Here is a 19,525-nt window from a genome sequence, read left to right on the forward strand (position 1 = left end):
TGAATATCATGCTCCGCTGCCGGCTTCGAATCTAGGAATCTATTGCTATCGGCGGTTGCCCTAGCACATTCGACTCTATCTGCATCTATTAGTACTAACAGGCACGTCAGCATTCTACTATGAAGAGGAAAGCAGGGGAAACGGATGTCGAACGCGATTAAATCATCGGCAAGCAAGCCGCCTCGGAGCGGATACGGCAAGCGGGCTGTCGGCGGTAGCGTTCAGCGTATGCGAACGGTCTCCAAGAGCCGCGCGGCGGCAACGAAAAGCTGCAGGCAGCAGAAAGGCACCCCCCGGTTTCGGCCGCGCGCGCGGATCAGCCGGCGGATCGTCTTCTCGACGGGTATTCTCAGGCGCAATCCGTGCACGGCCTTCGCGCTGGTCGATCTTGCCAACCTCGGCGCCACGGTGGCGCGCCGAATGACGGTTCAAGTGTTCGATTGGTCGCGGGGACTGCCCGTGGCTTTGAAACTGCTGCCATGCAATTCGACCCGCTGCTTCGTCTCGCTTGCTCCGGGCACGGCCGACTTCGTCTATGCCGACGTAACCGGCGTCGAGTTCAAGTACGAGGTGCGCATCTCGAAAGCGTCCGTCAACCGGAACGTCATCCTGAACGTCAGCGGACTGAGCGCCGAGCCGATGACCCCCCAGACCGGCGACAACGTCCTGCACCATCAGCTGTTCCGCATTACGGGCAGAATCGGCAGCATCGAAAGCGGCTGCGGATGCCGGTCTTAATCGCTATAGAGCCGGCCGCGTCCGCACCTTGTGCCATATGGCCTGCCAATTCTTCCTCGCGACCCGAGCCTCGCAATAAGCGGCAAGTTCCGGCCGCGAGCCGAAGAGCGGCGTCGGCCGGACCGTCATGCTAACGACGTCCTCGATCCCCCACGGCGCCGCGAGGATCACCTCGTCGCCCGCGCCCAAGGATAAGCCGAGCGCGGTCGCCGTTTCCGGAAATTTGGAGATCGCGTCGACGGATGACGCGTAGGGCGGATTATCGTTCACGACATGCATCCTCGCCTGGTTTTTCACGGACCAGGGTACGCCGGGCATCAAGCCGCTCAGACATTGCTCCGATTCCTTCTCCATGTCCTCGTCCAAACAGCCGGCATCGAAGTAGACGACGTCCACGTCGGCCAGCGGCGTCCGTTCGGCGAAGCCGTGAAGATGGTCCCATACCATGGACCGGACAAAGCCCGCGCACACCCACCAGTCGGGCAAATCGAGCTGCCGCGCGGCGCGCAACACCTTCATGGCCCACTTGTCCCCGGCGGCGAGCCGGATGATATCCCGTTCGTTCATTATTGCGCGACCGCCTTCCCAATACGAACATATATTCTTATTATACTGGAAATAACCCCCTGCGCAACTCTTTCTTTTTCAAAAAAAAAGGGATTCAAACCGTCCGGCCCGAAAGCCCCGTTTGAATCCCTTTTCCCGCGCGGTTGCTTGCCGGCATGCGGAACCGGTCACCGGATCATGCACGCCGTTTCCGGCTTCCAGCGCGGTTACTCGGCCGGACTCGGCCGATCGACCGGGAAGTTCGCCTCGATCCGCGCCAGATCGTCGCCGTCCAGCTCCCAGCCCAAGGAATCGACGTTGTCCTTGATATGCGTCCGGCTGGCGGCTTTCGGGATCGTGACGAGATTGTCCTGCCGCAGCACCCAGTTCAGCGCGACCTGGAACGCGGTTTTGCCGTATTTGGCGCCGATGGCGTCCAAGACTCGCCGCTGCTCCGATCCCGCCTCGGGGAATCCGACTCCGCCGAAGACATGAGGCGCATAGCCGAAAGGCGAGTACCCCATGACCGTTATGCCGGCTTCCCCGCAGTAAGGCAGGCTGTCGCGCTCGATGCCCCGATCGTTCAAATGATAGGGCACCTGGTTGCAGACGAGCGGGATGTCGCCCAGGCATCGCTGCGCTTCCCGCAAGAGGGCGATCGAGAAATTGCTCACGCCGACATGCTTGATCATCCCGCGCTTGACCAATTCGGCCATGCCGGCCATCGTTTCCGATACCTCGTGCTGCTCGCTCGGCCAATGCTGCAGATACAAGTCGATATGGCCGGTTTTCAATCGATCCAGGCTGGCTTCCGCCGCATCCAGCACGCCTTGGTACGAGCAATTGCGCGCCGCCACCTTCGTGACGAGGAACACCTCGTCACGCATGCCCGCGATCGCCTGGCCGACGACCCGTTCGGAGCCGCCGGAGGCGTAATCCTCCGCCGTGTCGATGAGCGTCAGGCCGTGCTCGATGCCGAACAGCAGCGCCTCGATCTCCTGCTTCGCGCTCCCTTCCTCTTCGCCGAATTTCCACGTTCCTTGTCCGATTGCCGGAATGCGAACCTCCGTGTTGCCTAATTTACGCTGCAGCATACGATCCCTCCGAATTGAGATTTAATAGATGTCCGTCGCGTCTTGAGGCAGGTTCCTGACGCGTTCGAGATAAGCGGTCATGTTGGCGTCGTCATGATGCGGATACGCGAACGAGCAGCTTGCCGCAACGTCCGCGGCCAGTCCGCGGAACAATGCGCAAGCCGTGAAGATCGCCTGCCAGAAGTGCTCGCGGCTGCCGTCCGAGAAGGTGCCTTCATATTGCTTCCAGACATCCGGCGGCAAATAACGCTTGAAGTATTTGCCCATCTTGCCCGCGGATACCCGATACCCGTGCCGCATCCCGATCCACCAGGCGATCATCTCTTCCAACGATTTGCGCGACGTCAGCTCGAACATTTGCCTGGCATACGGGAGCTCGTCCCGCCAGATGCCTTTGGCCGCGTTTTGCAGGCACCACCAGAATTCGTTGGCGCAGAAGTCGAACTGCGCTTTCGTCGGCTTGCGGACGAAATAGTCCGCCTCCGTCGGAGCCGGGATGACCGGCAGCAGCCCGTCCTTGTCCAGCAGCGGCACCGTCAGCATATCCTGCCCGTAGGTCGCCAGCGTCTCTTCCGCGATCTGAATCGTCAGATCGATCCGGTTGCCGTCCGCGAACAGCATCAAATACCCGTACGAACGGTCCACCTCCGCTGGGTGGCCCAGGTCCAGATCCAGCTTATCCGGCTCTTGCATCATGAGGCGCTCCCCGAAGACCGCGAGCCAGCCGCGGTCCCGCAGGAAGGAAGCCGTCTCCGTCACCACGTACACGACGTCGTAATCCTGGAAAATATCGCGCGGCGCGTTAGGATTCGTTCGCGAGCCGTTCATGTACGCGGCCCGGATCCGCCCGTCTTCGCGCGCGACGCCGAGTATCAAATCCATCATTTCGCGTTCGCTTCGCAACGCTCGTCACCTCCCGTTCGGCCAGCCTGCAATCAGCGCCAGATTCAGCCAGAGCGCGTTCGTGATCCAATAGAACCGCAAGGTCTCCCGGAAATATTGCACGAGGTTCGCCCTTCCTGTTCATCGTACCATTATTGGAGATAAAAGGGAGTGCTTTTTCTACTGTTTTGCTCCGTGCGCGAATAGACCCGGGGAATCCGCGTGTCAAACGAAAAAGAACCTTCGTCCCTGGCGGACGGAGGTTCTCGCGTTTTCCCGGCAACAATCGCCGATGCTGCATGCTTCCGCGCGATCGCATCGCGGGACTTCTGCCGCTTCTACTGTTCTCTGCTCCGCTGCGCCGCCGAGACCATGAGCAGGATCGCGGAGACCAAGTGCAGGAACCAGCCGATGAACGGAATCCAGCCCAGCACCGAGGTAATGATGCCCATGATCGAACCGTACTTGGACTCCCTGTTCATCGCGGACAGCACCAGCGTCAAGATATGGAGCAGCAGCATGATGCCAAGTGCGCTGTAGCTGCTCGATACGATAATCAAGCCGCCGATGATCGGAATCGCCAATATAAGTTCGAATACCCCTGTCAGCCATTTCATCGCTTGCGCGCCCGTCACATTCTCACGCTCCCTGGGTTGATTTTCCCAGTTATTGTAACAGATCGGCTATCTTTAGGGTAGTCCAGTTTTGTTCATGCATCAAGCCCGCGACCGGTCGGCGGAATTATTGGCGGCGAACATTGGCGTGCAGCAACGCGGCCATTTCCTGCCGTTCGGGACCTTCCAAAGGCAGCATGCCGTTCAGCACTTGATAAAGCCGCCCGCGGTCGGCCGTTTCCATAAGCAAGTTCAACAAATGAACGATCACCTTTTTTTGCTCGGGATTCAAGCGGGCGAAGATGCGGGGTTCTATCCGATAGAGCTCTTGAATGACCTGCTTCAGCTCCTCCTGCCTGATGCCGTCCTCCGGCGTGTCCTTGAAGGCGGGGAACGCATCCGACGCGACCAGATCGCTGATGATCAGGTCGGAATGGATCTTGAGAAACGGCTTGCGCTTCCCGCTGATCAGCTGGTTGATGTGCTCCAGCAAATATTGAAAGACCTCGCTCTTCCGGCTTAACCCGAACGTCATTTCCTGCTGCCCGTATTGCTCGTCGCTCATAAAATCGAAATCGTCGAACAGCTTGCTTTGGATGTAGACGCTGTGATAGAAGGAATCCCCCTTATTGTTAAAGCTCGTGGGCTGCTTGTGCTTCTCCCTCTTCCTGGCGTCCAGAAAATAGAGTTTGGAATACTCGTTGTTGATCCGCTCCGTCCAACGGATGTATTTGATGGCAAACTTGGTTTGGGTCGGAGGATGCTCGAGCTCCATCGTCTCCTTCGCTCCGATAATGCCCGAATAATCCAGGAAATCGCCCGTTTCCATCACGATGCCGAACTTCTTGCCTTCATGAAGCTCGAGAAACCACCCGAACTCCTTGCTCAAAAATTGTTTTAACTCGAACAAGTCGATTTCTTTATGGATATAGTCGAAGGTTACCGTCGTTCCCGTTTTCGCTTTGCTCTCCGCATTGTCCGTCAGCGTATAGGCATCCAGACTCTCGGAGGCGATATGAATGGAGTAGGTCTGGTTGCCGGCACCCGCGTGATAGGTGGTTGTCCATGTTGCCCGGGAGCAAAAGCTGTGGAAAGTCAATCGTCCGATTCCGTTCTTGCCATGCATCGTCGAGCTCATCCGCACCCTGTTGGCCGCGTCGATCTGCTTCTCGGATTCATAGAAAGGCGTGAATTTCCGTTCCAGCACGGTTCTGTCGATGCCCTCGCCGTTGTCGGAAATCATCAATCTCTCCAAGCCGCCCAAAGCATTCCGTTCGGCTTTGATTTCGACAATCGTCGCTTTCGCGTCAAATCCATTCCAAATGTACTCCGCGATCGCTTGTAAATAGTCAAATTTTTGCAGCGTCTTTTTGATGCCCTTGGATGTGATTCGAATGTTGACCACAGCTGTTCAACCCCCTTCTCTTCCATAGTGTACCATATTTATTTTGCTAGTTTAAGCCATTCGGGACGGTCTCGCGGCCCGTCGTTCGGGCGGTGGAATGCTGCCGTCATTCCGGTTCCGGAAGGTGTGACCGAGCTTAAATAATCGGCGCCTCGAACAAGCCGGAGTCTACGTTCAGGCTGCTCGATAGCGAACGGATGTCCGCTCCCCCAACGCCATAAAAATAGGACAGGGCGAGCACGCCTGTCCTTGCTTTGCTTGAATCATTGCGGCAAGCATGATTATGGCATAACCCAAGCATAACCGAAGCACCGCTGCCGGCGTTCAACACCCGCCCGCGCGGCTCCGGTCATCCCCGTTAACCGTGCACCAAACCCGTCCGCAGCTGCGTGACCCCGCTCTCCAAGTACCCCTTCAAGCAGGTCATCATATACACCCAGCCCTCTTTGTTGCCCACGAGCTTGTCCAGCAGCGCCGGATCGTCTTCGCGGAAGCCCTCTTCGTTCACTTCGAGGATCGTCGTCCCGGCCTCGATCTCGCGGAACGTCATGGTCACGACGTTGTCCTCGCCGCCCCAGCGGAAAACGATTTTGCGGCCCCGCTCGGCTTCCATCACGCGAATCTCCAGCTCCGCATTGTACTCGGCATAGCGCAATCCGATCGTCCGGCCGGCCTCCCAGCGCCCGGTGCTGGACGTGAACCAGAACCCGCCGATCTTCGCCGGGTCGACGAATGCCTCATAGACATCCGCAGCCGGCTTCAGGATTTTCATTTTCGTGAGATTGTTCATGCGCGTCAACCGCCTTCCATCGTCGCTAAGTTCCCTCCATTATACCAATTCTCCGGAACATTCTATACGTTTCCCCCGACTCCCGGTGAAGCCGTTACCTCGCGCGGACCGTCGCTTGACCCCGCTGCTTCAAGAGCAACGCATAATATACGACGTAATAAGCGAACATGATAAGCGCGAGCCCCGATGTCCACGAGCTTCCCGCGGCGAAGAAGTCGGCGCTGTTCCAGTCGCCTCCGGTCGAGCTCGCAAGCGCAAAATAGATCCGGTAGACCAGCCGGCCGACGAACAACGCCGTCACGACGCCGCCGATCCACGCATTCCCGCGATAGTGCAGCTCGCCGCCCCGGCGCTCGAACGCGGTCATGGACGCGCCGACGATGCCCAGCGCCGCGCCGATCAGGATGCCGAGCGCGTCGGATACCAGACCGACGGCGCTCATGCCGCCTTCCGCCATGAACAATACCCCGATCGCCGCGAACAGCGCGATCCTGAACCCGAGTCTCCGCGGCCGCAGCTCGATCCATTGAAACTGGCTCCGCACCCGCCGTATAATTCGATACCCCACCAAACAAACGATCAAAATCACGATAAGCTCCTGCTGCATCGCTGCCGCCTCCTTCATTTCGTTGTTCACGGCTACCATCGTACCCCGGAACGGCTTGCCCCCACGACCAACCCCGGGTAGAATCTCGCCGCTTCGGCCCTATATCCGCAGATAGAAATCGGCGGCGCGGGCCTCGACCGAATTGATTTCCGGCGCTGCCCGCGGCTACAATGGAACCACAAGAGCGCCGGCACCGGAGCGGAACGGGGGGATTCAAGTGGACCTGCAAGATCCGCGCGCCGTCGCGCGAACGGCGGCCGGAACCGCGTTTATCTTCATCATGATGTACCTGAACGATTTCTTCGCGGGTTCCCCGGTCAAAATCGCGCTCAACGCGCTCATCTGCGCGACGTACGTCAGCCGGCTGCTGCTGCGGGATTTTTGGCGTCCCAAACGGATGTCGGTCGCGTTCGTCCTGCTGGCAGGGCTGGAGACCGCCGCGGGCATGATCTGGTACGACGAGACGGTGCTGATTTATTTTCTTGCCGTTATTGTGCTCACGACGGCCCTCCGCCTATCCTTTGCCTCGCCGCGCGTCCCGCTGCTCGCGACGATGATTCTGATTACGGGCATTTACACGGCCTTCGGCAACGTGGACCTGCCCAGCTTCCTGTCCTTCGCGTTCATCTCGTTCTTCTTCTATATCAACGTCCGAAGCCGCCGCCAGCGCGACAGCATGTACGAACAGAACAAGCAGCATCTCGCGGAGCTGCAGGCGGCTTACGCGCAGCTGCAGGAAGCGTCGGTGACGTCGATGCGCAACGCGGTCCTCGACGAGCGGACCCGGATCGCCCGGGACATTCACGACGCGGTCGGGCATAGCTTGACCTCGCTGGTCGTGCAGCTGCAGGCCACGCGCTACATGGTCGCCAAGGATCCGGCGCAGGCGGAGCAGTCCCTGGACGGCATGCTGAGCGTGGCCCGCCAAGGACTGCAGGACATCCGGACGTCCGTCCATTCGCTGGCGGACGACCGCTCGGTATCGGGCTTGGCGCCGCTCAAGGCGCTGCTCTCCCGGATGGAAGCGACGACCTCGATCGGCTACGCGTTCAGCGCCGAGCTGCGGGAGGAAGACGCCGGCCCGGCCGCGTACGCGCTGCTGTTCGGCGTGCTGCAGGAGGCCCTTACGAACATGATTCGGCATGCCGGGGCGACGCATGTGGACGTGGAATTGAGGACGGAATCGGGACGGATCGCGATGCGCGTCCGAGACGACGGGGAGGCCGTGGCGGAGACCGTGCAGGAAGGATTCGGCTTGAAAATGATGCGGGCGAGGCTGGAGGAACGCGGCGGACGGCTGACCTACGGAGCCGCGAAGCCGCATGGGTTCGAAATTATCGCGGAGCTGCCCGCCGGCTCCGGAACGGAGGATCGGGATGCCCACAACGGAAGGTAAGATCAAGGTGCTGCTGGCGGACGACCAGAAAATGATCCGGCAGGGCTTCGGCTACGTCATCGGCCTGCAGGGCGACATGACGCTGGCCGGCGAAGCGGCCGACGGCAAGGAAGCGGTCGAGCAGGCCTTCGCGCTGCGGCCGGATATCGTGCTGATGGACATCCAGATGCCGGGCATGACGGGCATCGAAGCTTCAAAGCTGATCGTCAAGCAGCTGCCCGAGACGAAAATCGTCATCCTGACGACCTTTAACGATCCGGACTATATCTACGAGGTCATTCGCTCGGGGGCCGTCGGTTATCTGCTGAAGGACGCGGACGTGGAGGACATGCTGGGCGCGGTCCGTTCCGCCTATCGCGGCGAAGCCGTCTACCGGACGGACCTGGCGGCCGACGCGCTCTCGCGGGCCGTCTCCTCGGGTTGCCTCATTCCGCGGTCCGACGCGGAGCCGGCGCTGCTGGAGCCGTTGACGGAGCGGGAGCAGGAGATTTTGCAGGAGATGGCGTACGGCCTGCGCAACGACCGCATCGCCCAGAAGCTGTTCATCGGGGAAGGCACGGTCAAATCCCACGTCCACCGGATTTTGCAAAAGTTCGGCTGCGAGGACCGTACGCAGGTCGTGGTGACGGCGCTGCGGCATGGCATGGTGAAGTAACTTTCCGATTAGAAATTAACTTACTTATATTGAGAAGCTATCGGATATTTAGTACACTGGAGAAAAAGAAGGAGGCGCATTCCCAATGGCCGATTTGGCAAAGCCGATGGAGATCGGAATCAGTACGTTTTTGGAAACCACGCCCGACCCGGACACGGGAGCGGTCATCAGCCATGCCGAACGGCTGCGGCAGGCCGTGGAGGAGATCGTCGTCGCCGACGGCGCCGGCTTGGACGTGTACGGCATCGGGGAGCATCACCGTCCGGATTACGCGGGTACCGCGCCCGCCGTGGTGCTCGCGGCGGCGGCCGGGATGACGAAGCGCATCCGGCTCACGAGCGCCGTGACCGTGCTGTCCTCGGACGACCCGGTGCGCGTCTACCAAGCCTTCTCTACCTTGGACGGCCTCTCGAACGGCCGGGCCGAAATCATGGCGGGCCGAGGCTCGTTCATCGAATCGTTCCCGCTGTTCGGCTACAGCCTGGAAGATTACGACGAGCTGTTCGAGGAGAAGCTCGAGCTGCTGCTCGCGATCCGCGCCTCGGAGAAGGTCAGCTGGCGCGGCGGCCATCGCCCCGCGATCGACGATCTCGGCGTCTACCCGCGGTCCGTTCAGGACCCGCTGCCGGTATGGATCGCGAGCGGCGGGAACGCCCAATCCGCGGTCCGCGCAGGTCTGCTCGGCCTGCCGATCGCCTTCGCCATCATCGGCGGCATGCCGGAGAAATTCGCGCCGCTCGTCGACCTGTACAAGCGCGCGGCCGCGCAGGCCGGGCATGATCCCGAGCAGCTGCAGATCGCCACGCACTCCCACGGCTTCGTCGGCGACGACCGCGAAGCGACGGCCGATTCGTTCTTCAAGCCGACGCGGGACCAGATGAACAAGATCGGCCGCGAGCGGGGCTGGAACCAGCCGTACACGCGCGCGACGTACGATGAAGCCCGCAGCCTTCGGGGCGCCCTCTACCTCGGCGATCCCGAATACGTCGCGGAGAAGATCGTCCTGCTGCGCAAAAATCTGGGCATCACCCGCTTCTTCCTGCACGTGAACGTCGGCACGATGCCGCACAAGGACGTGCTGCGCGCCATCGAGCTGCTCGGCACGAAGGTCAAGCCGTTGGTGCTGGCCGAGCTTGCGCGGGTCGAGGGAACCAAGTAAACATGAAGGGCCGACCCGTTGATTGACGGGTCGGCCCTTTTTGGCGCTTGCTCGGCGCAGAATTCCACCGCTCCCCCTTCCCCGGCATCGCGTTACTTCGCCAATTGCACGATATCCCCGTTATACGGATAGACGTACGGATCCTTCGGCGCTTCGATCTTCGTCGGCTTCCCGGCCGTTATCCGCAGAATGGCATTCCCGCCGTACGTCGTCCTCCCTATGGTCCCCGTCACGCGAACCCACGTATCGTCCTTCAGCCCGGCATCCGGCGACTCCACGAGAAACCCGTACGGCACCGAATCCGCGGAACAGCAGGTCATGGCGAGCCGGGACACGATGAACTGGTTCGGCTTCATATCCGGCTCGCGGTAAACGAACCCGCTGACGTCGATCGTCTTGCCCTGAAAATTGTCCATGTACATGCTCAGCGTCGTCGATACCTCGAGGAAGCCCTCCGCTTCGACCCGGATAAGGTCCCGCTTGTACAGCCGAATGCCCAGTTTGGAGAAATCCTCGCTGTATTCGTCGTACGGGAACAATTGCTGCAGCTTGGCCTCCTCGCTTTGAGGGTCTGCGCCGTTCGCGGAAGAGGCGCCGTCCGATGCCGCGGACGATGCCGCCGGCGCATTGTCGGCCTGCCCCGCCGCCGGTTGTCCGACCGTCACGTTGCCGTTTGTTGCCGTATCGTCCGCCCTCGACTGAGTCGTACCGCCCGGTGAAGGAGACGTTCTCGCCGCGCCGACGGCTCCGGCAGCGTTCAGGTTCATGCCCTTCACCGCTACCACGTCGCTCCCCATCGCCTTATCCGGCAGCGCGAATCCGAACGCGAGCGGCAGCGCGAACAAGCCGTACAGCACGAGATTCCGCCACTTCGATCGCGACGGCGCATGGTCGCAATCGCAATCGTCCGGCTCATCCTTCCAGCCGAACCCCAGCTGCAGCGCCTCGTAGACGAAATAGACCGCCAGCACGAACAGCCCGAGCGCGGCCAGTTTCAGGTAAATCATCATGCGCGGGGCGATGTAATACTGCAGGCTGCCGCTCTTGGCCAGGTGAACGATGTAAACGGTAAATCCGCCGAGCAGCAGCCCGCGGAAGCCGTAATGCCGCGCGAGCCTTTTGTTCTCCATGGTCGACATGCGCGTATCCACTCCTTATCGATCGTTTACAGACCGTATGCTTGCGCGAGGATTAGGGAACCGGCCAGGACGGCCGCGCCCGTGATCAACACGACGAGGATGACGAATCTCGCCTTGAACGCCGTCAACAGCATGAGGAGCCCTTTCAGATTCATCATCGGGCCGAAGACGAGGAACGCGAGCAGGGAACCGGCCGAGAACGTGCTTGCGAACGAAGAAGCGACGAACGCATCCGAGGTCGAGCATAACGAGAGCACGAAGGCGAAGCCCATCATGAACAGATGGGATTCCCAGCCGCTTTGACCGATGCCGGCCAGCTCCGCCCGGGGCAGAAAGGCTTGGACCGCCGCCGCGATCGCCGCTCCGAAGATGAGGTAACCGCCCATATCGTACAGCTCGCCGCCGGCATGATTCAGGACCGCGAAGAATCGATTGCGCTTGTGAGCAGGATGATTGTGGCTGTGTTCGTGGTCGTGGCTGTGGTTATGTCTGTGGTTATGGCTGGGATTGTTGCTGTAATTGTCGCTGTTGTCGGCGTTGTGGTTGGGCCGGTGAGCAGGATCGCGATGTTGATGGCGGTGGATTTGATCGCGATGAAACCTATGGTGTTGTAGTATATGTTCTTGATGGCGGTGCGCAGGATCTTCATCGCGGTCATGGTCGAGGCGATGAACGGGTTCGCCAAGCTCCCTTTGGTTCGTGCCCGCGGCATCGCCGCCCCGCGAACCGTTCCGCAGCTGATCGCCCCGGACCAGGACATACACGGACAGCCCGACGGCGAGCCCCACGCCCAAGGCAAGTCCCATTCGCCCGTACAGCAGCTCGGGCCGCGTCCGGAATGCCGTGTACGTAGCGCCGTATACGACCGGATTGACGATCGGCCCGACCAGGATGAAGACGATGCCGGCGTACAAGGGCATGCCTTTGGCGATCAGCCGGCGCACGATCGGAATCAGCCCGCATTCGCATACCGGAAACACGACGCCGAGCAAGCCGGCGACCGCGATGCCGAGCAGCGGATTGCGGGGAATGACCTTGCCGATCCAGCCCTCGGGAAGGAATTCGTGCATCAGCGAAGAGACGAAGACGCTGAGCAGGATGAACGGCAGCGCCTCCAGCACGATGCCGACGAACATCGTCTTGAACGTCCCCAGCCCGGACAAGTCCGGGAAAGCCAGATTTCCGAGCAGCTCGGGCTTCAGGAACGCGATCAGAACGGCGCCGAAAATAAAGCCGAACACCAGATTGACTTTCCAATGCGACCGCCGTTCGTGAACTTCCGTATTCATGATTCCGATACCTCCGCCGCAGCCGGCGCTACCATGGCTCCACGCTTGCGCACTCGTCTTTAATAGTAAATATTACTAATATAACTCTACTATATCAGCCTATCCCGAAGCGAGTCAAACCATCGCAGGGGGAATTTAAATGTAATTTTTACGAAAAGAGGTTGACGACGGAGAATTCGCCAGCCTATAATGGCAACATGTTTCAAATCGTAATTTTTACTATTATAGAACAGGGAGAGATTGACCGAGATGCCTACACGTCCGTTGAAAAAGAAGCTTTGGAAGATAAGCACGACCGCGATCCTGCTGGGTTCGCTACTTGTTCTGGCCAGCGCCTGCGGAAGCGGCAGCAGCAATACCGGCAATAGCAGCAGTACCGGCAGCAATAGTGCTAGCAACACTGATAGCACTAACGGCAACAATAATACTGGCGGCATCGGCAGCAGCAAGATCGCCATCGTCGCCGCGGAGAATTTCTACGGCGAGGTCGCCGAAGCCGTCGGCGGCGATTACGTCGACGTCACGTCGCTGCTCACGAGCCCGGATGCCGATCCGCATGATTACGAGCCGACGCCGGACGCGTCCAAGGCCGTCGACGGGGCCTCCGTCGTGATCTTCAACGGCATCGGCTACGACGAATGGATGCAGAAGCTGATCGACGCCTCCGGCAAAGCCGCCGACAAAACGGTCGTGCGGGTCGCGAGCGACGTCATGGCGCACCAGGACGGCGACAACGAGCACGTCTGGTACAACCCGGAGACGATGGGGAAATACGCGGATTATCTGGCCGACCGACTCGGCAAGCTGGACCCGGTGCATAAGCAGGATTTTGCCGATCAAGCTTCCGACTACAAGCAGTCCCTTGCGCCGCTGACCGAAGCCGTCGCTTCCTTGAAGCAGGCCGACCCGCTCCCCGTCGCCGTGTCCGAGCCCGTCTTCGACTACATGGCGCAGGCGCTCAACCTGAAGATCACGGACGAGAAGTTCGAGCTGGCCGCCGAAGAAGAGACCGATCCGGCGCCGCAGGACGTCGCCCGGCTTCAGAACGATATCAAGGCGAAGAACATCCGTTTCTTCGTCAACAATACGCAGGCCACGAGCCAAACCGTGCAAAATCTCGTCGACCTCGCGAATGAGAACGGCGTTCCCGTCATCGAAGTGACCGAGACCCTGCCCTCCGGCAAAAATTATCTGACGTGGATGACGGATATTCTCGATCAAATCAAAGCCGCGCTCGGGTAATCCGTCGTGTCGGCTGTTTCCGAAAGGATGGTTATCATGAACCCGTTAGCCGTTATTTCTCCCGCGCCGGCCTCTCCCAGGGCGGAGCGGGCTACCGAGACCGCGACCGCCGCGGCGCTAATCGCGCAGCATATCGACGTTCATCTGGGCGGACGTTCGATCCTGAACGACGTATCGTTTCACGTGGACTCGGGCGAATTCTTGGGCATCCTCGGGCCCAACGGCGCGGGCAAAACCACCTTGTTCCGCGTCCTGCTGCAGCTGATCAAGCCGCAGTCCGGCAGCATCGCCTTCCCCCGTCCCGTCGAAGCCGGGCATACGGCGATCGGCTATGTTCCGCAGGCGAGGCAGATCGACCCCGAGCTGCCCCTGCATGCCTGGGATTTCGTCGCGCTCGGCCTACCGCACGCGATCCGACCTTGGCTGAACCGCAGGGATCGGGCTTCCGTGCAGGCCGCGCTTGATCTCGCCGGTGCCGCGCAGCTCGCGCGCAAATCGATCGGCCGGCTCTCCGGCGGGGAGAAGCAGCGCGTCTTCCTGGCCCAGGCGCTCGTCCGCAACCCGCATCTGCTGCTGCTCGACGAGCCGACGTCCAATCTGGATCCGGGCGCGCAGGAGGAGATGGCCGCGGTCATCGACCGCGTCCGCCGCGAGCGGAACATCGCCGTGCTGCTGATCAGCCACGACGTGAACCTCGTGAACCGCTACGCGGACCGCATTCTCTATCTGACGCCGCGTCACTATGCGGTCGGAACCGTGGACGAAGTCATGCAAACCTCCGTGCTGCAGCGGCTCTACGGCAGCTCGGTCGACGTGCTGCGCGTGGAAGGCAAGCTGCTCGTGACCATATCGAGCGACCCCGTTCCCGCAATTTGCCGGCATTAAGGATGAACGCCGTTAACGAAAGGAGGAGGACCATGCTTCACTATGCTTTCATGCAGCACGCTTTTCTCGCGGGCACCCTCGTGGCGATCATGTCCGGCGCGATCGGCGTGTTCGTCATCGCCCGCAACCTGTCCTTCATCGCGCATACCTTCTCGCATATCGGCTTTTCCGGCGCCGCCTTTTCCGTACTCGCCGGCTGGAATCCCATCGGCGGACTGCTGCTCTTCTCGATCGCCAGCGCATTCGCCATCGGCGGCTTCGGGGTCAAGCTGTTCCGCAGGGAAGTGACGATCAGCGTCGTGCTCAGCCTCTTTCTCGGACTGGGCCTGCTGTTCCTCTCCATGTCCGCGAAGAAGGCGACGGCCATGACAGCGCTGCTGTTCGGCAGCGTCGTCGGCATCAGCCGGGACAACGTGATCGAGATCGTCTGCTTGTCGGCCGCGGTGCTGGTCGTCTTCGCGTTCTTCTACAAGCCGCTCAAATTCGACTCCTTCGATCCCGCCGGCGCGCAGGCGGCGCGCTTGCCGGTGCGCCTGCTGTCCATCGGCTTCCTGCTGCTGCTGGCGGTCGCCGTCTCCGAGGCGATCCTGATCGTCGGCGCCCTGCTCGTGTTCACGCTCTTGACCGCCCCGGCCGCGGCCGCGCGGCATATGACGCATTCCGTGGCGCGCATGATGCTCTGGTCCGCCGCCTTCGGCGTGCTCGGCGTCTGGGGGGGCCTCGTGCTCAGCTATTACACCAACGCGCCCGTGAGCTTCTACATTACGGCGCTGGAGACCTTGTTTTACTTCGCCGCGCTGTCGTGGGGCCGGCTGCGGGAGCGGCGGTCGCCGGAGCCCGCGGCGAGCCGGGCTTAACGGGAAAAGCCGTCGAACGCCTATTTTAGTTTCACTGTCATTTCGAGTTCGGGCAGGTAATGAACAACCGGAGTACCGTCAGCTTCCAGCTGAAACAGATTCGAATCTTTCGCTTGATACGCATGCTCATACGGCTTGACCGTGATGGACTTCACATTCGCTGGCAGCGGCTCGAAACGATAATCGGATTGCAACATGCTTCCGTTCGTTTCATTCCAGCCGTTCCCGCTGATAAACTTGATTTTATTCCCCTTGTCGTCGAATACGTCGATGCCAATTGAACGCTCGGACAGCGTGAGCCGCGCGTGATCAGACAGCGCGATTGTCGTTGTCAGGTTCGTCGTAATCGGGGTGCTTTCGACCTTCATCAGCGTAAAATCGATATTATTTAAGCTTCGAACGCGATTAGGTTCCCAAACCCGCGTATTCCTCGTGCTTCTCTCCATTGGAACGTTAAGAAGGAATGGCGCTTGAATGCCGTTCATGGCGATGGACATCGATAGATTGAATTTATCCGGAAGCGCTTTGCCTCCCTGATTATGCAGATCGGAAAATTCGACGATGGCCGAATCATCGTTCATTCCGGGGTAGAGATACACGCCGATCGAATTCGAATTCGGGGGACTGAACGATTGAACGGGCTCCCCGTCGACGAACAAGTCCACGTCTTTGATCTGCTCCCTGATCGTAGAAGCGGATGATTTTCCTCCCGAAATCACGCGATTTAATCCGATCGATATCCGGGTCCCGTCGAACATGGCGACCGGGACCTGCAAAGTCACGCCTTGATGCGCGTCGGCCGAACCGGATCTGACAAGCCCCTCTTCGTCCGCGGTTTTCAACCCGCTATCTCCGGCAGCTTGAAAAATGGAGGCGATTCCCGGAATTTTTTTAAGGGACTCGGCCATCGTCGGCGAAACAAAACCGATGCTCGTCAGCGCAATGGCCAAGACGAATAATGATGCCGCAATCCATGCAGCTTTATAGCGTTTCATTGCGCGAGGCTTGTAATGTTCGTAACGGTTGTCCATTCGATTCATGATGCGAGCGGTGAAATCCACATGGACCGGCGTTTCTCTGATCATCTTTTGCAGTTGGTCAAATTCGTTCTCCTCCATGCTGGTAAACATGCCGCTCAAGCGCCGCGCCTCCTTCTTCGTTCCGCATTTTCTTGCGGAGCCGTTCATATTTTTTGCGGACCGCTGCGGACTTGAGGCCCATGATGATCCCGATTTCTTCGAACGAATAGTCTTCTAATGCCCGCAGCAGCAGTATTTTTCGCTCGACGGTATTCAATCGCTCCAATAACTCATGAATGTAATCCGTATACCGGCTAGCGTTAAACTCGGTCGGTTCTTTTCTAAGATGCAGGAACCAGGTCAGGCTTTTGTTTCGTTTCTTCATCAGGTCGATGCAGTGATGATGCGCGATTTTATAGATCCAGGCCGAGAATGAGACGGTCGGGGAGAATTGCCGGATTCGGTCCAACCCTTTAATAAAGATATCTTGGGTAGCGTCTTCCGCCTCTTCCTGATTCTTAAGCAAGTAATAACAGTACAAGTACAGTTTTCGTTGGAAGTGCTGAATGATAAAGGCGTACGACTCCATATCGCCTTCCTGAACCCGTATCACGGCTTGATTCACGTTTATATGAGATGCAAATGGAGCAGTTGTATCCTCCACGCTGTCCCTCCTTTCTGCCCTGTATAACTCGATTAAATGGCTTTTTCTGACACCGGACGAATTATTCCCCACTAGGAAAAGGCCGCCTCCCGGCAGCCTCCCCGAAACGTGCATCTTGATCGCGATCACCACACAAGCCGAAACGCCCCTGCCCTCGCGTTGGGGAAAGCGCCGGCCAGCTTCCGCATGTCCAGCCAAAACGATGGATTCGTTCATCCCCTAGAACATCCGCCCAGCGCCGCCCGATCGACGCGAAGATCCGTTCCGTCGCTTCGTTACGCGGCCAGCCGCGTTCCGTCGGCACAACCAGCTTTCCCCCATGCTGGCGAAGCTCGGGTTCTACGACGTACGGCCACTAGTTTACCAGAAATCGCGAAAGGCCGCCTGTCATGGGCGGCCTTTCATGATTTCGGCAATTGGCTGGCGATCGGTGCGGTTCCGTCGTTACATCCCGCTGCTTCTTCCAGCCAAAAAGAAAGTGCCGGCATGCTTGGCTGCATATCGGCACTTCCCTTGCTATTCTACTCCTATACGATACGAATGATTAATCGCGTTTATTTCGCCCCCGGCGCGCCGTACAGCACCGGAAACGCGTCGCCGTCGAAGATCTCCCCGTCCCGGCCCTGCATGAACCGCGCGTTGAAATGCAGGTCCCCCCGCTGGCTTTGCGCATAACGGGTTTCCCCCGTCATGAGATGAACCGCCATGGAGCGGCGGGCGTCGTCCGTCGCGTTCGGACCGCTGCCGTGAATGGTCAGCGCATGGTGAAAGCTGACTTGCCCCGCTTTCATCACGATCGGCACCGTCGTGAACTGCTCCTGCTCCGGAATGTCCATGTCCGCCCGCTGCTGCTCGATGTTCTGCTCGAAGAAATCGCTCATCTTGAGCAATCCCCATTGATGGCTGCGCGGCACCATTTGCATGCACCCGTTCGAGAGATCCACGTCCGTGAACGCGACCCAAGCCGTGATCAGCGTCGGCTCCTTCGCGCACTGCCAGTAGGAGAAATCCTGATGCCAGCCGACGTTAGCCGTCTCGCGGCCCGGCCCTCTGCCCGGCTTGTACAGCAGCTGATCGTGCCAGAGCCGGATCGTATCCGCGTGCATCAGCCTGCCCGCGATCGCACCGATCGTCGGATCCGTGGCCACGCCCCGCAGCACGGCGTCGCTCCAATGCGAATTGTCGGTCTTGCGCAGGGCCCGCGGATTGTCCACGCCCTCCAGCCAATTGCAGATCGGCGCGCGTCCCGTCTCGAACTCCGCGCGATAGATCCGGTCCTGGCGGTCCCTGATCGCCGCCAGCTCCTGTTCCGAGAAGACCGCGGGGGACACCCAGTAGCCGTTCCGGTCGAAAAATTCCACGTCCGCCTCCGTCGGCAGACAAACGTCATTCACTTGCTTTCGCTCCGTCGTCATGCGCTGCGCCACCTCAACCTTTCGTTTCAAGTATCGTTCGCTTCTGATTATCATTTTAGATGCCGAAGAGGCAGGCGTCTTTGCCCGCCGCAGGCATGAATTTAAAGATTATGATCATTCTGAGCCCTTTCAAACCTCCGAGCCGAACGGTATACTGAAAGCAATCGAATTCACCGGAGGCCGCATGCACATGTCCCTGCCGAGCAAACCGCCTTACTTCGACCATGCGCCGAATCGGCCGCGCCGAATCGAGAACGAGCTTGAATTTCGGGCGGAACTGCCCTTCGACGCGCAGGCGAGCAATCTCTGCTACATCGGCGAGCAGCTGATGCCGAACTGGGGGACCGCTTCGCATTACCACGACCACTTCGAGCTGTGCTATTTGGAAGATGGCCACGGCCAGTATCAGATCGACAAGACGCTGTACCGCATTCATGCCGGCGACCTGTGGCTGACCAAGCCGGGCGAGACGCATTACGGGCTGGCGGGCAAGGACGCGCCGTTTCGCCTGCTCTACATGGGGTTCAAGCTGGAGTGGATGAAGGCGCTGCAGCCGGATTTCTACCAGCTCGGCGCAGGCCGCGTCGTTCCGGACGAGGACGGGGCGGTCCGCTGGATCCTGCAGCGCCTGCTGCGCGAAGTGCGCACGCGTCCGCGGCTCAGCTTCCACATGGCGGAAGGGCTGCTCCTGCAGCTGCTCGTGACGGTGTCGCGGCTGTTCCACGATATCGCGCAGCGAAGGGACGCGCCTCCGAGCCCGCTTGGCGGCGCGGTCATCGCAGTGATGAACCGGCTGCACGGCGAGATCCGCTACGACCATGACATCGAGGCGATCGCGCGCTCCATCCCGATCAGCCGCTCCCACCTCGCCCGCGAGTTCCGCAGCGCGATCGGCATGCCGGTCGGCGAGTACATGCGCAGCCTGTGCCTCGACAAGGCCAAGTTCGAGCTGCGCGCCACGGACAAACCGGTCACGCAGATCGCCGAGGAGCTGCGCTTCTCGTCCATCCATACGTTCAGCATCTTCTTCAAACGGTTCACGGGGCGCACGCCGACGGACTACCGCAAACAAGCCGTCCGCGATAACCGCGCCTGACCGAAGCCGCCGGACCATCATCGCCATCAAGCA

20 protein-coding genes are annotated in these 19,525 nt (G+C 59.9%); 8 read left to right on the forward strand and 12 right to left on the reverse strand.

The features are described 5' to 3' along the window. The first annotated feature begins 144 nt into the window (after positions 1–144). A complete protein-coding gene (locus tag GT019_RS31570) occupies positions 145–738 on the forward strand; it encodes a hypothetical protein (protein WP_201755318.1) in 594 nt (197 codons plus the stop codon). A 3-nt stretch (positions 739–741) separates the two neighbouring features. Here GT019_RS31570 and GT019_RS09555 read toward each other — a convergent pair whose 3' ends face one another. The 7 genes from GT019_RS09555 to GT019_RS09585 all read right to left on the reverse strand — a co-directional run bounded on the left by GT019_RS09555 (position 742) and on the right by GT019_RS09585 (position 6,676). Further along, entirely contained in the window at positions 742–1,305 is a 564-nt protein-coding gene (locus GT019_RS09555; RefSeq protein ID WP_161742917.1) for a nucleotidyltransferase family protein, read from the reverse strand. Positions 1,306–1,511: 206 nt separating this feature from the next. Continuing rightward, positions 1,512–2,378: an aldo/keto reductase gene (locus GT019_RS09560; protein WP_161742918.1), complete on the reverse strand. Its 867-nt coding sequence runs from the start codon at positions 2,376–2,378 to the stop codon at positions 1,512–1,514. Between the two features lie 21 nt (positions 2,379–2,399). Further along, positions 2,400–3,281 (reverse strand): aminoglycoside 6-adenylyltransferase, encoded by an 882-nt coding sequence (locus GT019_RS09565; RefSeq protein ID WP_161742919.1) that lies wholly within the window; start codon positions 3,279–3,281, stop codon positions 2,400–2,402. A 317-nt stretch (positions 3,282–3,598) separates the two neighbouring features. Further along, a complete protein-coding gene (locus GT019_RS09570; RefSeq protein ID WP_161742920.1) occupies positions 3,599–3,895 on the reverse strand; it encodes a hypothetical protein in 297 nt (98 codons plus the stop codon). A gap of 106 nt (positions 3,896–4,001) precedes the next feature. Continuing rightward, entirely contained in the window at positions 4,002–5,279 is a 1,278-nt protein-coding gene (locus GT019_RS09575) for an ATP-binding protein (RefSeq protein WP_161742921.1), read from the reverse strand. Between the two features lie 358 nt (positions 5,280–5,637). Further along, complete coding sequence (locus GT019_RS09580; protein ID WP_161742922.1) at positions 5,638–6,069, reverse strand: SRPBCC family protein; 432 nt, start codon at positions 6,067–6,069, stop codon at positions 5,638–5,640. Between the two features lie 94 nt (positions 6,070–6,163). Beyond that, complete coding sequence (locus GT019_RS09585) at positions 6,164–6,676, reverse strand: DUF1453 family protein (protein ID WP_161742923.1); 513 nt, start codon at positions 6,674–6,676, stop codon at positions 6,164–6,166. Between the two features lie 217 nt (positions 6,677–6,893). Here GT019_RS09585 and GT019_RS09590 point away from each other — a divergent pair, with 217 nt between their 5' ends. The 3 genes from GT019_RS09590 (at position 6,894) to GT019_RS09600 (ending at position 9,886) form a co-directional block, all read left to right on the forward strand. Next, on the forward strand, positions 6,894–8,072 hold the full coding sequence (locus GT019_RS09590) for a sensor histidine kinase (RefSeq protein ID WP_161742924.1): 1,179 nt from the start codon (positions 6,894–6,896) through the stop codon (positions 8,070–8,072). After that, positions 8,053–8,727, forward strand: a complete 675-nt coding sequence (locus GT019_RS09595) for a response regulator (protein ID WP_161742925.1) — start codon at positions 8,053–8,055, stop codon at positions 8,725–8,727. The genes GT019_RS09590 and GT019_RS09595 overlap by 20 nt, the downstream gene beginning before the upstream one ends. Positions 8,728–8,833: 106 nt before the next feature. Next, positions 8,834–9,886, forward strand: a complete 1,053-nt coding sequence (locus GT019_RS09600; protein WP_161742973.1) for an Atu2307/SP_0267 family LLM class monooxygenase — start codon at positions 8,834–8,836, stop codon at positions 9,884–9,886. A 92-nt stretch (positions 9,887–9,978) separates the two neighbouring features. Here the strand turns inward: GT019_RS09600 and GT019_RS09605 are convergent, their stop codons facing one another. Together GT019_RS09605 and GT019_RS09610 are read right to left on the reverse strand one after the other, a co-directional pair. Then, a complete protein-coding gene (locus GT019_RS09605) occupies positions 9,979–11,025 on the reverse strand; it encodes a TIGR03943 family putative permease subunit (RefSeq protein ID WP_161742926.1) in 1,047 nt (348 codons plus the stop codon). Between the two features lie 26 nt (positions 11,026–11,051). After that, the gene (locus GT019_RS09610; protein ID WP_161742927.1) at positions 11,052–12,314 is read right to left on the reverse strand and encodes a permease; all 1,263 of its coding nucleotides are present in this window, start codon (positions 12,312–12,314) and stop codon (positions 11,052–11,054) included. Positions 12,315–12,563: 249 nt separating this feature from the next. Between GT019_RS09610 and GT019_RS09615 the strand changes: the two genes are divergently transcribed. Genes GT019_RS09615 through GT019_RS09625 form a run of 3 tightly spaced genes read left to right on the forward strand, consistent with a single transcriptional unit; the run spans position 12,564 to position 15,298 of the window. Then, the gene (locus GT019_RS09615; protein WP_161742928.1) at positions 12,564–13,556 is read left to right on the forward strand and encodes a metal ABC transporter solute-binding protein, Zn/Mn family; all 993 of its coding nucleotides are present in this window, start codon (positions 12,564–12,566) and stop codon (positions 13,554–13,556) included. Between the two features lie 36 nt (positions 13,557–13,592). Next, on the forward strand, positions 13,593–14,441 hold the full coding sequence (locus GT019_RS09620) for a metal ABC transporter ATP-binding protein (RefSeq protein ID WP_161742929.1): 849 nt from the start codon (positions 13,593–13,595) through the stop codon (positions 14,439–14,441). Positions 14,442–14,473: 32 nt separating this feature from the next. After that, positions 14,474–15,298 carry a metal ABC transporter permease gene (locus GT019_RS09625; RefSeq protein ID WP_161742930.1) on the forward strand — a complete coding sequence of 275 codons (825 nt, stop codon included), beginning with the start codon at positions 14,474–14,476 and terminating at the stop codon, positions 15,296–15,298. Between the two features lie 20 nt (positions 15,299–15,318). Here GT019_RS09625 and GT019_RS09630 read toward each other — a convergent pair whose 3' ends face one another. The 3 genes from GT019_RS09630 to GT019_RS09640 form a co-directional block, all read right to left on the reverse strand. Next, positions 15,319–16,428, reverse strand: coding sequence for a DUF4179 domain-containing protein (locus GT019_RS09630; protein ID WP_235947539.1), 1,110 nt, complete (start codon positions 16,426–16,428; stop codon positions 15,319–15,321). Next, complete coding sequence (locus tag GT019_RS09635; RefSeq protein WP_235947475.1) at positions 16,397–17,197, reverse strand: RNA polymerase sigma factor; 801 nt, start codon at positions 17,195–17,197, stop codon at positions 16,397–16,399. Before GT019_RS09635 ends, GT019_RS09630 begins: the two co-directional genes overlap by 32 nt. 338 nt (positions 17,198–17,535) lie before the next feature. Beyond that, the gene (locus tag GT019_RS09640; RefSeq protein ID WP_161742932.1) at positions 17,536–18,396 is read right to left on the reverse strand and encodes a phytanoyl-CoA dioxygenase family protein; all 861 of its coding nucleotides are present in this window, start codon (positions 18,394–18,396) and stop codon (positions 17,536–17,538) included. A gap of 190 nt (positions 18,397–18,586) precedes the next feature. On the opposite strand from GT019_RS09640, the gene GT019_RS09645 reads away from it, so the two are divergent. Beyond that, entirely contained in the window at positions 18,587–19,492 is a 906-nt protein-coding gene (locus tag GT019_RS09645; RefSeq protein WP_161742933.1) for a helix-turn-helix domain-containing protein, read from the forward strand. Positions 19,493–19,525 lie beyond the last annotated feature (33 nt).

Source organism: Paenibacillus glycinis (genome assembly GCF_009909185.1).
GTDB lineage: Bacteria > Bacillota > Bacilli > Paenibacillales > Paenibacillaceae > Paenibacillus_Z > Paenibacillus_Z glycinis.

Excerpts from the sequence above, each read along its gene's own strand:
- GT019_RS31570 (WP_201755318.1), top strand. The coding sequence starts at position 145 with ATGTCGAACGCGATTAAATCATCGGCAAGCAAGCCGCCTCGGAGCGGA.
- GT019_RS09555 (WP_161742917.1), bottom strand. The coding sequence starts at position 1,305 with ATGAACGAACGGGATATCATCCGGCTCGCCGCCGGGGACAAGTGGGCC.
- GT019_RS09560 (WP_161742918.1), bottom strand. The coding sequence starts at position 2,378 with ATGCTGCAGCGTAAATTAGGCAACACGGAGGTTCGCATTCCGGCAATC.
- GT019_RS09580 (WP_161742922.1), bottom strand. The coding sequence starts at position 6,069 with ATGAACAATCTCACGAAAATGAAAATCCTGAAGCCGGCTGCGGATGTC.
- GT019_RS09585 (WP_161742923.1), bottom strand. The coding sequence starts at position 6,676 with ATGCAGCAGGAGCTTATCGTGATTTTGATCGTTTGTTTGGTGGGGTAT.
- GT019_RS09595 (WP_161742925.1), top strand. The coding sequence starts at position 8,053 with ATGCCCACAACGGAAGGTAAGATCAAGGTGCTGCTGGCGGACGACCAG.
- GT019_RS09600 (WP_161742973.1), top strand. The coding sequence starts at position 8,834 with ATGGAGATCGGAATCAGTACGTTTTTGGAAACCACGCCCGACCCGGAC.
- GT019_RS09605 (WP_161742926.1), bottom strand. The coding sequence starts at position 11,025 with ATGTCGACCATGGAGAACAAAAGGCTCGCGCGGCATTACGGCTTCCGC.
- GT019_RS09610 (WP_161742927.1), bottom strand. The coding sequence starts at position 12,314 with ATGAATACGGAAGTTCACGAACGGCGGTCGCATTGGAAAGTCAATCTG.
- GT019_RS09615 (WP_161742928.1), top strand. The coding sequence starts at position 12,564 with ATGCCTACACGTCCGTTGAAAAAGAAGCTTTGGAAGATAAGCACGACC.
- GT019_RS09620 (WP_161742929.1), top strand. The coding sequence starts at position 13,593 with ATGAACCCGTTAGCCGTTATTTCTCCCGCGCCGGCCTCTCCCAGGGCG.
- GT019_RS09625 (WP_161742930.1), top strand. The coding sequence starts at position 14,474 with ATGCTTCACTATGCTTTCATGCAGCACGCTTTTCTCGCGGGCACCCTC.
- GT019_RS09630 (WP_235947539.1), bottom strand. The coding sequence starts at position 16,428 with ATGTTTACCAGCATGGAGGAGAACGAATTTGACCAACTGCAAAAGATG.
- GT019_RS09635 (WP_235947475.1), bottom strand. The coding sequence starts at position 17,197 with ATGAACGAATCCATCGTTTTGGCTGGACATGCGGAAGCTGGCCGGCGC.
- GT019_RS09640 (WP_161742932.1), bottom strand. The coding sequence starts at position 18,396 with ATGACGACGGAGCGAAAGCAAGTGAATGACGTTTGTCTGCCGACGGAG.
- GT019_RS09645 (WP_161742933.1), top strand. The coding sequence starts at position 18,587 with ATGTCCCTGCCGAGCAAACCGCCTTACTTCGACCATGCGCCGAATCGG.